This is a genomic window from Actinomyces sp. Marseille-P3109, assembly GCF_900323545.1.
Taxonomy (GTDB): Bacteria; Actinomycetota; Actinomycetes; order Actinomycetales; family Actinomycetaceae; genus Actinomyces.
In genome coordinates, this window is the sequence record NZ_OOHN01000008.1 from 1,406,226 (window position 1) to 1,420,952 (window position 14,727).

Genomic DNA, 14,727 nt, shown 5'->3' on the forward strand with positions numbered 1-14,727 from the left:
AAGTGTTTGACCCCGTTTGTAAGGCACGATGATGTCCTTTCTGCCCCTAGCTGCACAGACCGCCAACGACGTCGCCCAGCAGTGCGTCGACACCGAGACCTTTCCGCTGTGGCTGCGCGTCACCCACTTCATCAACTTCCTCCTCATGGGCGTCCTCATCCGCTCCGGCATCGAGATCATCGCCTCGCACCCGCGCTTCTACTTCAAGGACCAGTGCGAGCCCGGCTCCGAGTGGATCCGGTTCACCAAGGACAAGGTGCCCCTTGAGGAGGGCGCCTTCACCGCTCGGGACGACCAGCGCGACCTCTCCCCGCTCGTCTCGCTGCCCGGCCGGGCCAAGATCGGGCTAGGGCGTGCATGGCACGGAGTGGCCACGAGCTTCTGGCTGCTCAACGGTGTCATCTACGTCGCCTTCCTCGTGGGCACCGGGGCCTGGCAGCGCCTGGTTCCGACGACGTGGAAGATCCTCCCCGACGCCTGGGACTCCCTGCTGACCTATGCGCATCTGCGCACCCCGTCCCTGTGCGACTTCACCCCCTATGACAGCCTTCAGCAGCTGGGGTACTTCTTCATCGTCTTCATCGCCGCCCCGCTGATGATCGTGACGGGCCCGGTCATGTCTCCCGCTGTCGTCGGGCGCTTCCCCTGGTACGCCAAGATGTTCGGCGGTCGCCAGGCCGCTCGCTCCCTGCACCTGATTGGCATGTTCACCTACCTGGGCTTCGCCATCGTCCACGTGGGTCTGGTGTTCATCGTGCACGCGCCCCACAACCTCACCCACCTCGTCTTCGGCTACTACGACCCCAACCGCGTGGGCCAGGCCTATGTCACCGTCCTGGCAACGATCGTCGTCGTCGTGGCCCTCTGGATCGCCCTGTCCTACTGGACACTGGCGGACACGCGCCGCAGCCAGAAGATCCTGTGGGACGCCACGCGGGGGATCCGGCGGGTCACGGTTGACCGTTGCAGTTCGCAGCAGGCGGCTAAGAAGCCGTGGACGGAGAAGGACATCTCCAAGTTCCACTGGATCAACACCCGCACCCCCTCGCGCGAGGAGTCCCCGGAGTACCAGGACCTGGCTGCGAACGACTTCGCCGACTTCCGCCTCGAGGTGGGCGGCCTGGTCTCGGAACCGGCATCCTTCTCCCTTGACGAGCTCAAGGAGATCGCCATCCAGTCCCAGATCACTATGCACACCTGTATGCAGGGGTGGACCGGTATCGCCAAGTGGACGGGAATCCGTGTCCGGGACCTGCTCACACAGGTCGGCCAGATCGATCCCGAGGCCGGGTGGGTAATGTTCGAGTCCTTCGGCATGGCCCAGCACATGCACGACGGACGCCCGGTTGAGCCCTACTACACGTGCCTCTCGCTGGACATGGCTCTCGAGGATGACACGATCCTGGCCTGGGCCCGCAATGACGAGCCGCTCTCAGGCATGTTCGGCGCCCCGCTGCGTCTGCGCTGCGAGTCGAGCCACGGATACAAGATGATCAAGTGGGTCCGGTCGGTGACATTGATCCGCCACTACAGCGAAGTCGGAGACGGCATGGGCGGGACCCGCGAGGACTCCGGCTACCAGGAGGTCAGCGCGCGCATCTGACGAGGCGCAGTCAGTCGCCCGGTTCACCTCGGTCAGCTCACAACGACGGCGGCCGGCCACCCACGAAGGGTGGCCGGCCGCCGTTGCTGGTGCGGCAGTGCTCAGTCGCGCGGCTTCTCGCGCATCTCCCAGGTCTCGATGACGTCGCCCTCGGCGATGTCCTTGGAGCCCAGGTTGATACCGCACTCGTAGCCCTCGCGGACCTCGGTGACGTCATCCTTCTCACGGCGCAGCGTCTCAATGGACAGGTCGCCGTCGACGACCACGCCGTCGCGCACCAGGCGGGCCTTAGCGCCCCGCTTGATGATGCCCGAGCGGACGATGGAGCCGGCGATGGAGCCGAACTTCGAGGAGCGGAAGATCTGCCGGATCTCGGCGGTGCCGAGCTCGACCTCCTCGTAGATGGGCTTGAGCATGCCCTTCATAGCGGCCTCGACGTCCTCGATCGCGTTGTAGATGACCGAGTAGAACTTCATGTCGACGCCCTCGCGGTCGGCGATCTCCGAGACGCGCTCGGCGGGCCGGACGTTGAAGCCGATGATGACGGCGGAGTCCACCGTGGCCAGGTTGACGTCGTTCTGCGTGATGGCGCCCACGCCGCGGTGGATGACGCGCAGGGCGACCTCCTCGCCGACGTCGATCTTGAGCAGGGAGTCCTCCAGGGCCTCGACCGCACCCGAGCTGTCGCCCTTGAGGATGAGGTTGAGGGTGTCGACCTTGCCCTCCTTGAGGACGTCGGTGAGGTTCTCCAGGGACACGCGCTTGCGGCGCTTGGCCAGCAGAGCGGCGCGCTCGGCGGCCTCACGCTTGTCGGCGATCTGGCGGGCCGTGCGGTCGTCGGGGGCGACGATGAAGGAGTCGCCGGCGCTGGGCACGTTCGTGAGCCCCAGGACCAGGGCAGGACGGGCGGGCCCGGCCTCGGTGAGGTTCTCCCCGTGCTCGTTGAACATGGCACGTACGCGCCCGTAGGCGCTTCCGGCCACGATCGGGTCGCCGACCCGCAGCGTGCCGCGCTCGACCAGGATGGTGCTCACGGCGCCGCGGCCCTTGTCGAGCTTGGCCTCGATGGTGACGCCGCGAGCCTCGGTCTCCGGGTTGGCGCGCAGGTCCAGGGCGGCGTCCGCGGTGAGCAGGACCGCCTCGAGGAGCTCGTCGATGTGGAGGCGCTGCTTGGCGGAGATGTCCACGAACATCGTCTCGCCGCCGTACTCCTCGGGAACCAGACCGTACTCGGTGAGCTGGCCACGGATCTTGTCCGTGTTGGCGCCCTCCTTGTCGATCTTGTTGACCGCCACCACGATCGGCACGTTGGCCGCCTGGGCGTGGTTGAGGGCCTCAACGGTCTGGGGCATGACGCCGTCGTCGGCGGCCACGACGAGAATGGCAATGTCGGTCACCTCGGCACCGCGGGCACGCATGGCCGTGAAGGCCTCGTGACCAGGGGTGTCGATGAAGGTGATCGGACGCTCCTCATCGTTCAGGTTGACGCGCACCTGGTAGGCACCAATGGACTGGGTGATGCCTCCGGCCTCGCCGGCGACGACGTCAGTGGAGCGGATCGCGTCCAGCAGCTTGGTCTTACCGTGGTCGACGTGCCCCATGACCGTGACCACCGGGGGCCGCGGCACGAGGGTGGCGTCGTCCTCGTCGGGCTCGAGGTCGATGTCGAAAGACTCCAGCAGCTCGCGGTCCTCGTCCTCGGGAGAGACGATCTGAACGTTGTAGCCCAGCTCGGCGCCCAGGAGGGCGAAGGTGTCCTCGTCGAGGGACTGGGTGGCCGTGGCCATCTCACCGAGGTGGAACAGCACGGTCACCAGGGCAGCGGGGTTGGCGTTGATCTTCTCGGCCAGGTCCGTGAGCGTCGCCCCCTGGCGCACGCGCACCGGGGTGGAGCCGTCACCGCGCGGGACGATGACACCGCCGATCGACGGCGCGCTCTGCTGCTCGAACTCCTGGCGCTTGGCCCGCTTCGACTTGCGTCCCCGCGGAGCGCCGCCGCCGCGGCCGAAGGCCCCCTGGGTGGAGCCGCGGCCGCCACGACCGCCGCGGGGCCCGCCGAAGCCGCCGCCGGGACGGCCGCCGCCACCACCGCCGGGCCTGCCTCCGCCACCGGGGCGCGAGCCGCGGCCTCCGCCACCACCGGCACCGCCGCGCGCGGGGGCGCCGGGCCGGCCGATGGAGGACTGGCCGGGCATCATGCCCGGGTTGGGACGGGGACCGCCCGGACGCGGGGCGCCACCGGAGCGACCGGCCCCCTGAGGGCGCGCGCCGCCCTGGGGACGGGGACCCCCGGGACGCGGCCCGCCCTGGGGGCGAGGACCGCCGGAGCCACCCGGACGGGGCATGCCCTGGGAGGTGGCGAAGGGGTTGTTCCCCGGACGCGGTGCACCCGAGCGCGACTGGCCCGAGCGCTGGCCGCGACCACCCTGGCCGCCCTGGCGGGGCATGCCCTGGGAGGTGGCGAAGGGGTTGTTCCCCGGACGCGGTGCACCGGGACGCGGTCCCGGCGTCGGAGCGTTACGACGAGGGCCGGGCGTGGGGGCAGCCGCCGACTTGGGAGCACCACCGCCGGGCTTGGGCGCCTTGGAGGCGTCACCCGAGGCGGGGGCGCTCTCCTGGGGTGCGGGTCTGGCAGCGCCGGCTGCGGGCTGGGCACCGCCGCCCGGCTTCGGTGCTGATGCACCGTGCCTGGAAGCGGGCATGCCCGGCTTGGGAGCACCGGCGCCGGGCTTGGGGGCGGCCGGCTTGGTGGCCGGGCTCGGCGTCGAGTCCTGAGCACCGGCTCCAGCAGGTCCCGGCCTTCCGGCCTGGGCCGTTCCCGGCCTTCCGGCCTGGGCCGTGCTGGCGCCGGGCTTGGGAGCGGCCTTGGAGGGCTTGGGAGCCTCGGGGGCGGTCTTGGTCGGCTTGGCGGCCTTGCTGTCAGTCTTGGTGTCCGCCGGCGCCTCCTGCACCTGGGCGGCGAAGTGCTCGCGAACCCGGCGGGCGACGGGGGGCTCGACCGCGGAGGAGGCCGCCTTGACGAACTCTCCCTGGTCCTTGAGCCAGGCCAGGATCACCTTCGAGGTGACCTTCTTGCCAGTGGGGTCGAGCTCCTTGGCGAGCTCATGAACGCGTGGTTTAGCCACTTTTCTCCTGTCCGGTTTCCCACCCCGGACAGGGGTGGGTGCTTCTAGAGGCAGCTCATCGCTGGGTACTCATCGGGTGCCCATCGGCTTCCTACCCGCCTTCGCTATCGGTGGTCCGCTCACCCGGTCGGGCAGCGGGGCCCTCGCCGTCGTTGACCAGGTCCCGCTCCAGGAACCCGCGCACGCGGCCCACGTCCAGTGGTCCGCCGGTGCGCAGGGCGCGTGGAACGGCACGTCGTCGCTCAGCGAGGGTCAGGCACTCCGGATCCGGGTGGATCCAGGCGCCGCGCCCGGGTCTGACGGCCCGGGCATCGACGTCGAGCTCACCACTCGGCGTCAGCACGAGACGCAGCAGCTGCGCCCGCGGGGCTCTTTGCCGACAGCCGATGCAGGTGCGCTCGGGCACGTGAGGGGTGGTCGCCACCGTCCGTCGGTGTCCTTCCGCTGCTCTGCAACCGCTGACGCGGGCACCGCGGCCGAGACGTCCCGGCTGCGGGACCCGCAAAGGTCCGCCGGAAAGTCTACATCCCCGCGCAGGCGGGTTCAGTCGCCCAGCCCTGAGGGACCTGTCACGTCGTCGGACTGGGAGCCCTGGCCCGGGGTGATCTCGCCGGACTCGGCGTCAGCGTGGATGTCGATCTTCCAGCCGGTCAGGCGGGCGGCCAGGCGGGCGTTCTGCCCCTCCTTGCCGATGGCCAGGGAGAGCTGGAAGTCAGGGACGATGGCACGGGCGGTGCGCTCCTCGGCATCAATGACGCCTACCGCGGCCACACGGGCCGGCGACAGGGCGTTGGCGATGAAACGCGCCGGATCCTCCGAGTAATCCACGATGTCGATCTTCTCACCACCGAGCTCGGTCATGACCGCTCGCACCCGCTGGCCCATGGGTCCGATGCAGGCGCCCTTGGCGTTGACGCCGCGGACCTTGGAGCGCACGGCCATCTTGGTGCGGTGACCGGCTTCCCGGGCCACCGAGACGATCTCGACGTCACCGGAGGAGATCTCGGGGACCTCGCGCTCGAAGAGCTTGCGCACCAGACCGGGGTGGGTGCGCGAGAGGATGATCTGGGCCCCGCGGGTGCCGCGGGAGACGTCGGTGACGTAGGCGCGCACGCGGTCGCCGTGGCGGTAGCGCTCACCGGGGACCTGCTCGTGGGGAGGCATGATGCCCTCATGCTCCTCGTCCAGGCGCACGTAGACGATGCGGGGGTCGCGGCCCTGCTCCACGGTGCCGGAGATCAGCTCACCGGTCTTGTCCTTGAAGGCGCCCAGGACCTCGAAGTCGCGGCGGTCCTGAATGCGCTGGACGATGACGCTGCGGGCGGTCGCCTGGGCGATGCGGCCGAAGTCGTCGGGGGTGTCGTCGAAGTACTCCCCCGTGGGCTGGTCGTCCTCGTCGACCTCGGGGGCCAGCACGCTCATGTGCCCGGTGCGGCGGTCGATCTCGACGTGGGCGCCCCGGATGGCTCCGGGGACCTTGGAGTAGGCACCCAGGATGGCGTCCTCGATAGCGGGCAGCAGGTTGTCCAGGTCAATGCCCAGCTCGTCGGCGGCGCCTCGCAGCTCCGGCATATTGATGTCCATGGGTGCTTAGGTCCTCTCTGGTCCGCTGGGCGGGTGTGCGCTGGGCTCCCCATCGAAGGTAGCCCGTGACGGGCCGGGTGGTCTATCAGGGCTTTCCGCGCCGGTCTGTCAATCTTCTATCAGTTCTCAGGTCACACATTATTCCCGGGCGCTATCCGCAGAGGCCATCTTATAAGCCCCGGCCTGTTGCCCGGCTCTAGAGACCGGCAACCACCATCCGGGCATCGAGGACGTCTTTCAGGGCGACACGGCGAGCGGTGCCGTCGACCTCGATGCTCACCGTGCCGCCGTCGCTCCCCTTGCTGCTGTCACTGTCGGCGTCGGCCGCCGTGACGACGCCGGTGAGCTCCTCATCGGCGGTACGCACCCGGGCGCTATGACCAACGGCACGTCTGAAGTGACGCAGGGTGGTCAGCTCGCGCTCTGCTCCGGGGGTGGAGACCTCGAGGGTGTACTGACCCTTGACAGGATCGGCCTCGTCGAGGGCCTGCGAGACGGCCGCAGTGACCGGCCCCAGGGCATCGATGTCAAGGTCTCCGGGACCGTCGGCCAAGTCCACGAGGACGCGGACGACGGAGTACCTGCCCGCCCGGGTGGTCTCCACGCCCTCGAGGTGGAGGCCGGCGTCGGCGACGACGGGGGCGAGCAGGTCGGTGAGGCTGCGGGCCAGCGCGTCAGCCCGCTTGCGCGGATCGTGGGCCGCCATAGTCGTTCTTCCTCCCGGGTGAGCCCGGGCGGGTGGCCCGGGCGGACGTGATCAAGATGGTCAAAATAGCCAAGACGGTCAACGTGGTCGACGTGGTCAAGGTCAGGATCATGCTACCCGCCGTCTGTGGGAGGATTCCCGCGTGAACACACGTCGCTCTCCCCGCCCTACCCAGACCAACCGGACTCCGGCGCCCGTCGGTGACGGCTCCGGCAGCGGCCGCGGCCCCGACGTCGCAGCCACCGGTCTGCGCATGAGCAGGCGCGCGGCGGTCCTCGCCCTGGGGGCGGCCGTGACCGCGCTGGGCGGCTGCGGGCTACGCCTGGGGAAGGGATCTCCGGCCTCTCTGCCGAGCGCCTCGCAGGCGGAGACCACTCGCGACGGCCTGGCTCGGCAGGCCGCGCTCATCTCGTCCACCGCAGGGGTCGTCGCACAGGCCGGCGGCACGGACGCCACCGTGGCTCCCCTGGCCGAGGGCGTCAAGCAGACAGCGGACGCCCAGCTCGAGACCCTGGGCGGCGTGTGGGAGCCCTGGGCCTCACAGGTACCGTCCTCCTACCCCACGGCCGCCCCGGTGCCCTCGGCGTCGGCCGACGCCACCGTCCAGGACCTGGCCACAGCCCTGGGCGACGGCTCGACGATGGCGCGCAGGGCGGCGATCGGCGCCGCCTCGGAGCAGGACACCCGGCTCTTCACCGCGCTGACGGTGGCCTGGAGCCTGCAGCACGATCTCATCGTCCCGGCGAGCTCGGCGGACACGCCGCGTGTGGACGTGGCTCAGGGCAGCAGGATCAGCGCCGGCCTGCTGACCTCCTACGACGCCGCCCGTTACGCCATGGAGGAGATCGCGGCGCGCAGCGATGATCCTCAGCGCACCCAGGCCGCCGAGGACGCCAAGGCCGCAACCTCCGTCGTCAACGCCGCCGTGGCCGCGGGCAGCGAGGACACCCGACTGGGCGCCTACGCCGCCCCGACCGGGTCCTCCACCCCTGACGCGAGCGGGCAGGTGTCCTGGGCCCGGCAGGTGTGGTCCGCCATCGTGTCGGCCGAGGTCCAGGAGGCGGGCTCGGCCAAGGCCTCCACGCCGGCCCGCGAGGCGGCCGTCACCGGCGCGGTCGACGCCGCCCGCCGCGCCACCGCCTGGGGCGCCGACTTCTCCTCCCTGCCCGGCTACGCCACCTGATAAGCGGGTTCTCGGGGCAGCCCCCTGGACTCCGCCGCACGACGGAGTGATGCTGGCCGTGCGGCGGCGAGGCCCTAGGCCCTCTGGGCGGCCTCCAGGGCGGTACGGACGGTGGCGCTGAGCTCGGCCGCGGCGGCGTCGGCGGGAACGGAGCGGCGATCACCGGTACGGCGGTCGCGGATCTCCACGGTCCCCTCCTTGGCCAGGTCCCGGCCGACGACGAGCGTGTAGGGCAGGCCGAGGAGCTCGGCGTCGGCGAACTTCACGCCGGCGGAGACCTTGCGGCGGTCGTCGTAGAGGACCTCGACGCCGTCGGCGTCCAGGGCCGAGGCGATCTGCTCGGCGACGTCGAAGACCGCCTGGTCCTTGCCGGTGGCCAGGACCTGCACGTGGTAGGGGGCGATCTGGACCGGCCAGGACAGCCCCTTGTCGTCGTGGTTGGCCTCTGCCAGGGCGGCCATGACGCGGCTGACGCCGATGCCGTAGGAGCCCATGGTGACCACGCGGGCCTTGCCGTTCTCGTCCAGGACGGTCAGCCCCAGGGCCTGGGAGTACTTGCGTCCCAGCTCGAAGATGTGGCCGATCTCGATGCCGCGGGCCAGGTGGAGGGGGCCGGAGCCGTCGGGGGCGGGGTCTCCCTCGCGGACCTCGGCGGCCTCGATGGTGCCGTCGGCGGTGCCTCGCGGACCTCGGCGGCCTCGATGGTGCCGTCGGCGGTGAAGTCACGCCCCATGACCAGGTCGAGGACGTGCTTCTTGTCGGTGTTGGCGCCGGTGACCCAGCTGGTTCCCTCCACGATCCGGGGGTCGACGAGGTAGCGCACCGAGCCGGTGAGGACCTCGGTGCCGTCGTCGAGCCTCTCCACCCGCCGCAGCGGCGAGTTGGGGCCGATGGCGGTGGGGCCGATGTACCCGCGCACGAGCTCGGGGTGGGTCTCGAAGTCGGTGTCACCGGCCATCTCGACCTCAGCGGGGGCGACGGCGGCCTCCAGGCGCTTCATGTCGACGTCGCGGTCCCCGGGCACGCCCACGACGAGCAGCTCACGCTCGCCACCTGGGTGGATGAGGGTGACGACGACGTTCTTGAGCGTGTCGGCGGCCGTCCAGGCCCGCCCGTCCGAGCGCGGGTAGGCCTCGTTGCACAGGTCGACCAGGGAGTCGATGGTCGGGGTGTCGGGGGTGTCGACGACACGGGCCGGGCCGATCCCGGAGGCATCCACGGGATCGGGGACCACGGTGGTGACGGCCTCGGCGTTGGCCGCGTAGCCGCCTGAGGAGCGCACGAAGGTGTCCTCGCCGATCTCGCAGGGGTAGAGGAACTCCTCGGAGTGGGAGCCGCCCATGGCGCCGGCCATGGCGTTGACGATGACGTAGTCCAGACCCAGGCGGGCGAAGATCTGCTCGTAGGCGTCGCGGTGGGCCTGGTAGGCGGCGGCCAGCCCGGCGTCGTCGATGTCGAAGGAGTAGGAGTCCTTCATGACGAACTCGCGGCCGCGGATGATGCCGGCGCGGGGGCGGGCCTCGTCGCGGTACTTGGTCTGGATCTGGTAGACGATGGCCGGCAGGTCCTTGTACGAGGAGTAGAGGTCCTTGACCGCGAGGGTGAACATCTCCTCGTGGGTGGGAGCCAGCAGGTAGTCCCCGTCCTTGCGGTCGTGGAGCTTGAACAGGGTGGGGCCGTAGTCGTTCCAGCGTCCGGTGGCCTGGTAGGGCTCGGCCGGCAGGAGAGCCGGGAAATGGACTTCCTGACCGCCCATGGCGTCCATCCCCTGGCGCACGATGTCCTCGATCTTGCGCAGCGTCCTCAGGCCCAGCGGCAGCCAGGTGTACACACCGGGGGCGGCCCGGCGGATGTAGCAGGCACGAACGAGCAGCCGGTGGCTGGCGACCTCGGCGTCGGCCGGGTCCTCGCGCAGGGTTCGGATGAAGGAGGTGGAGAGTCTGTGCAGCACAGGGCGATCCTACGGGGTCCCTGAGCTGCCGCCCCAACGGGGCCCGCTCGGCCGTGCGAAATCACGGGAGCAAAGGGTCACAGCGGGTCTGCGTGCGCAGCTGCGCGCAAACCGCCTCGATGCTGGTCAGGTAGGACTTGCAGCCCTCAAGAAGGGCCCGATACGCTCGATCCCATCAAAGGGTCCGTCAAGCCCTCTTATCCCTGAAACCGGCTCGCGTCACGATCTCCCCGGTGCGTGGGCCACAGGCAAGGAAACATATGGACAGGCATTCCTCCATCCGTGAGGGACACGGCCAGACGTGGGCGAAGGCCATTCTCCTGGGTGAGCACTCGGTCGTCTACGGGCACCCCGCCGTCGCCGTACCGTTGCAGGACCTGCGGATGCGAGCCACGGCGAGCCCGACCTCCGGTCCCTCCACGTTGAGCAGCCTGGACTACTCGGGACCCCTGGACCAGGCCGGGTCCCGGTTCGCCAGCGTCGCACGGGCCTTCGAGGTGGCCCGTGAGTTCTCCGGCCGCCTGGACCAGGCCTTCGACATCACCACCGTGAGCGACTTCCCCCATGAGCGCGGGCTCGGCTCGTCGGCGGCGGCGGCCGGCGCGATCATTCGCGCCGTCCTAGACGCCTGCGGGCGCGAGGCCGGCTCCGACGAGCTGTTCGCGCTGACGCAGATGGCTGAGCAGATCGCGCACGGCAAGCCCTCGGGACTGGACGCCGCCGCCACCTGCTCCCCGTGCCCCATCCGGTTCCAGGGCGGGCAGATGCGGCCCCTGAGCCAGCGCATCGACAACGCCTCCCTGGTCATCGCCGACTCGGGTGTCCACGGCTCCACCCGGGAGGCCGTCGGCGGCCTGCGCCGGCGCTACGAGAACGATCCTGACAACATCGGCCCGCGCATCAACCGCCTGGGAGCACTCACCCAGAGCGCGATCACGGCCCTGGACCAGGCCGACGCCCCGGCCCTCGGGGCCGCCATGGATGAGGCGCACACGGTGCTGTCCGAGCTCCGCCTGAGCCTGCCGATCCTCGACGACCTCACCGACGCCGCGCGCAACGCCGGGGCTCTGGGTGCCAAGCTCACCGGCGGGGGGCTTGGCGGCTGCGTCATCGCCCTGGTGGCTGGGGAGCCGACCACACGCCGGGTGCGCGCCGCGCTGGAGAGGGCCGGTGCGTCGCAGACGTGGAGCTACCGGATGCGCGTCAGCGAGGTGGACGAGTGACTGTCGCTTCCCCTGCCAGCGCCGGCTTTTCCCCGGCCGCCACCTCGACTGCGACCGCCAGCGCCAACACCAACATCGCGCTCATCAAGTACTGGGGCAAGGTGGATGAGGCGTTGGCGATCCCCGCCACCTCGAGCCTGTCCCTCACCCTCGGCGGTACCCGGACGACGACGACGGTCTCCTTCGACGGCGGTGCCGGCGCCGCGGACTCGGTGACGATCAACGGGGCCTCCCCCAGCGCTGCGGAGCTGGGGCGAGTGAGCCGGTTCCTCGACCTGGTGCGCACCCGTTCAGGCGTCACCACTGCGGCAACCGTCACCTCCCGGGCCTCGGTCCCGCTGGCGGCCGGCCTGGCGAGCTCGGCGGCGGGCTTCGCGGCGCTTGCGGCAGCCGCCTCCCGAGCCGCCGGCATGGATCTCGACGACCGGGAGCTCTCCCGACTGGCGCGACGCGGCTCGGGGTCGGCGACCCGCTCCGTCTTCGGCGGGCTGGTCCGGTGGAACGCGGGCCACGACGACGCCTCCTCCTACGCCGAGCCGGTGGCCTGCGAGATGGACCTGGCGATGGTCGTCGTCGTGCTTTCCGAGCAGTACAAGCCCATCAGCTCGACCCGGGCCATGCGAGCCACGATGACCACCTCCCCGCTTTTCCCCGCCTGGGTCGAGGCCAGCGGGAAGGACCTTCAGATGGCGCTGGAGGCGGTCAGGGCGGGAGACCTGGAGCAGCTCGGGGAGGTCGTCGAGGGTAACGCCCTGGGCATGCACGCCACGATGATCGCGGCCCGCCCGGGCATCGTCTACTGGCTGCCGCAGACCGTGGCGGCGCTGCAGGCGATCCGCGCCATGCGCGAGGAGGGCCTGCCCGTGTGGGCAACGATCGACGCCGGCCCCAACGTCAAGGTCCTCACCGAGGGCGCCCGCGCCGAGGAGGTCGCCGCCGCGCTGCGGGACCGTCTGACCGGCACCACCGTCTCGGTGAGGCATCCCGGCGGCGGGGTGCGTATCGAGGAAGGCCCATGACCTTTCAACTGACCTCTCACGCCGGCGGCGTCGTCTCCAGGGCACCGGGCAAGCTCTACATCGCCGGAGAGTACGCCGTCGTCGAGCCCGGTCACCGAGCGGTCCTGGTCGCCGTCGACCGATTCATCACCGTGCGCATCATGCCCCACTCCCGCGCCGGCGGACACGCGGGCACGATCAGCTCGCAGCTCTACGCCACCGGCTCCAGGCCCTGGCGCCGCCGACCGCAGGACGGCCTGGCCGAGGCGGTCGGAGGGGAGGACGACTACATCATCTCGGCGATCCGCCTCGTCGAGGCGCTGGTGGCCGAGGTCGGTGGCCGGCTGCGGTCCTTCGACCTGGATATCTCCAGCGAGCTGGACGAGGCGGACGGGCGCAAGCTGGGACTGGGCTCATCATCAGCGGTGACGGTGGCGACGGTGCGCGCCGTCGCCGACTTCTATGGCCTGGCCGCCGGCGACCTGACCGTCTACAAGCTGGCGATGCTGGCCAGTGACACGGTCCAGCCGATCGGCTCGGGAGGCGACATTGCCGCCAGCGCCATGACCGGATGGGTGGCCTACACCTCCCCCGACCGCTCATGGCTGCGCCGGGCCCGGCAGCGAGCCGGGGTCGGCGGCTCCGTGAGCGATCTCGTGGAGTCGGACTGGCCAGGTCTGAGCGTCCGCCGCCTGCTGCCTCCCTCCTTGCGGCTTCAGGCGGGTTGGACCGGAGCGCCTGCCTCCACCCCGGCCCTGGTCGCCGACGTCCAGGCGGGATCCCACGGGGCCAACGACTACGCCGTCTTCCTGCGTGACAGCCAGGACTGCCTGGCTCGCCTCATCGCCGCGATCGAGGATGACGACGCTGCCCAGATCATGCGTCAGATCGCGCGCAACAGGGCTCTTCTGGCCGGGCTCAGCCGAATCAGCGGCCGGACCATCGAGACCGCTGAGCTGGCGAGACTGGTCGAGATCGCCCTCGAGCACGGGGCCGCGGCCAAGAGCTCGGGCGCCGGTGGCGGAGACTGCGGAATCGCCCTGTGCACGCCGGCCACGGACCTGATTGCGTTGCGAGCCGCGTGGGAGACGACCGGGATCCGACCCCTGGACCTGTCGGTCTACAGTCAGGACTCATCCGCCGTCTGCGCAGCCGACCCCGCTGAAGCACGCACTGATTCCTCGACCGTCTCCCCCCGTTAAGGTCGCCCCATGAGCCACGAGCCCACCACCTCGCAACGGGCCTCCCGCAAGGACGAGCACCTGGAGCTGGCGATGCGTCTGCACGGTCAGAACCGCGCCGGCGCCTTCGACGACGTCTCCTTCATCCATCACAGCCTGCCGGGTGTCAGCGCCGAGCAGGTCGATATCGGCACCACCGTCCTGGGCTCCCGCTGGGAGGTCCCGTTCTACATCAACGCCATGACCGGCGGAACACAGGCAACGGCGGCCATCAACGCCAGCCTGGCCGAGGCGGCCGCTGAGGCCGGAGTCGCGATCGCCTGCGGTTCCCAGCACGTGGCCCTGCGCGACCCCGAGCGGTCAGATGGCTTCCACGTCATCCGACGCCGGGCCCCGGACGCCTTCGTCCTGGCCAATGTCGGGCCGACCGTCAGCCCGCAGGAGGCGGTGCAGGCCGTGGAGATGCTGGAGGCCGATGCCCTGCAGATCCACCTCAACGCGGCCCAGGAGCTGGTCATGCCCGAGGGCGACCGTGACTTCACCGGCTGGAGCGAGGCGATCGCCGCCATCGCTGCGACCGTGCCCGTCCCGGTGGTGGTCAAGGAGGTGGGCTTCGGGCTCTCACGCCGGACGATCGAGGCCCTGGCGCACACCGGCGTCGCGGCCGTCGACGTGGCCGGAGCGGGAGGCACGGACTTCATCGCCATTGAGAACGAGCGTCGACCGCGACGCGACCTGTCCTACCTCATCGGCTGGGGCCAGCCGACGGCGCTGTGCCTGCTGGAGTCTCTGGCGGTCGATGAGCCGATCGGTCTACCGGTGCTGGCCTCCGGGGGCGTGCGCAGCCCGCTCGACGTCGTCCGGGCACTGGCCCTGGGTGCCTGCGCCGTCGGGGCCTCCGGGCACGTGCTGCGCACCCTGGTCAAGGAGGGCCCCGAGGCCCTGCGCCGCGAGCTGCGCACCTGGAGCGACCACGTGCGCACGCTCATGACCCTGCTGGGAGCGGCCGATGTGGCGCAGCTGCGCCGCACCGATGTGCTCGTGACCGGACGCACCGCCGAGCAGGCGCGTCTGCTCGGCGTCGACCTGACGCGGCTGGCGCACCGCAGCGAGGCGTAGCCGTCGACAGGCGGTCTCGTCAAGGGGGATCGCCCCCCTACCTCATTATTCCGA

The 14,727-nt window shown here is 70.6% G+C and carries 10 protein-coding genes and 1 pseudogene; 6 read left to right on the forward strand and 5 right to left on the reverse strand.

Features of this window, described 5'->3' with window-relative positions:
* The first annotated feature begins 31 nt into the window (after positions 1 to 31).
* Positions 32 to 1,603 (forward strand): molybdopterin-dependent oxidoreductase, encoded by a 1,572-nt coding sequence (locus BQ8008_RS06345; protein WP_108833278.1) that lies wholly within the window; start codon positions 32 to 34, stop codon positions 1,601 to 1,603.
* Between the two features lie 101 nt (positions 1,604 to 1,704).
* Here the strand turns inward: BQ8008_RS06345 and infB are convergent, their stop codons facing one another.
* From infB to rimP, 4 genes are all read right to left on the reverse strand, one after another.
* Positions 1,705 to 4,728: a translation initiation factor IF-2 gene (gene infB, locus BQ8008_RS06350; RefSeq protein WP_108833279.1), complete on the reverse strand. Its 3,024-nt coding sequence runs from the start codon at positions 4,726 to 4,728 to the stop codon at positions 1,705 to 1,707.
* 91 nt (positions 4,729 to 4,819) lie between these two features.
* Positions 4,820 to 5,152 (reverse strand): YlxR family protein, encoded by a 333-nt coding sequence (locus BQ8008_RS06355; RefSeq protein ID WP_108833280.1) that lies wholly within the window; start codon positions 5,150 to 5,152, stop codon positions 4,820 to 4,822.
* A 119-nt stretch (positions 5,153 to 5,271) separates the two neighbouring features.
* Complete coding sequence (gene nusA / locus BQ8008_RS06360; RefSeq protein WP_108833281.1) at positions 5,272 to 6,312, reverse strand: transcription termination factor NusA; 1,041 nt, start codon at positions 6,310 to 6,312, stop codon at positions 5,272 to 5,274.
* 196 nt (positions 6,313 to 6,508) lie between these two features.
* The gene (gene rimP, locus BQ8008_RS06365) at positions 6,509 to 7,018 is read right to left on the reverse strand and encodes a ribosome maturation factor RimP (RefSeq protein ID WP_108833282.1); all 510 of its coding nucleotides are present in this window, start codon (positions 7,016 to 7,018) and stop codon (positions 6,509 to 6,511) included.
* Positions 7,019 to 7,160: 142 nt separating this feature from the next.
* On the opposite strand from rimP, the gene BQ8008_RS06370 reads away from it, so the two are divergent.
* Positions 7,161 to 8,201 (forward strand): Tat pathway signal protein, encoded by a 1,041-nt coding sequence (locus BQ8008_RS06370; RefSeq protein WP_234415261.1) that lies wholly within the window; start codon positions 7,161 to 7,163, stop codon positions 8,199 to 8,201.
* 74 nt (positions 8,202 to 8,275) lie between these two features.
* Here the strand turns inward: BQ8008_RS06370 and BQ8008_RS06375 are convergent.
* A pseudogene (locus BQ8008_RS06375) lies at positions 8,276 to 10,152 on the reverse strand (proline--tRNA ligase).
* A gap of 260 nt (positions 10,153 to 10,412) precedes the next feature.
* On the opposite strand from BQ8008_RS06375, the gene mvk reads away from it, so the two are divergent.
* Genes mvk through fni form a run of 4 tightly spaced genes read left to right on the forward strand, consistent with a single transcriptional unit; the run spans position 10,413 to position 14,673 of the window.
* On the forward strand, positions 10,413 to 11,375 hold the full coding sequence (mvk, locus tag BQ8008_RS06380; protein ID WP_108833283.1) for a mevalonate kinase: 963 nt from the start codon (positions 10,413 to 10,415) through the stop codon (positions 11,373 to 11,375).
* Entirely contained in the window at positions 11,372 to 12,394 is a 1,023-nt protein-coding gene (gene mvaD, locus BQ8008_RS06385; protein ID WP_108833284.1) for a diphosphomevalonate decarboxylase, read from the forward strand. The genes mvk and mvaD overlap by 4 nt, the downstream gene beginning before the upstream one ends.
* Positions 12,391 to 13,575 (forward strand): phosphomevalonate kinase, encoded by a 1,185-nt coding sequence (locus BQ8008_RS06390; protein ID WP_108833285.1) that lies wholly within the window; start codon positions 12,391 to 12,393, stop codon positions 13,573 to 13,575. Before mvaD ends, BQ8008_RS06390 begins: the two co-directional genes overlap by 4 nt.
* 9 nt (positions 13,576 to 13,584) lie before the next feature.
* Positions 13,585 to 14,673 (forward strand): type 2 isopentenyl-diphosphate Delta-isomerase, encoded by a 1,089-nt coding sequence (gene fni, locus BQ8008_RS06395; RefSeq protein WP_108833286.1) that lies wholly within the window; start codon positions 13,585 to 13,587, stop codon positions 14,671 to 14,673.
* The last annotated feature ends 54 nt before the right edge of the window (positions 14,674 to 14,727 follow it).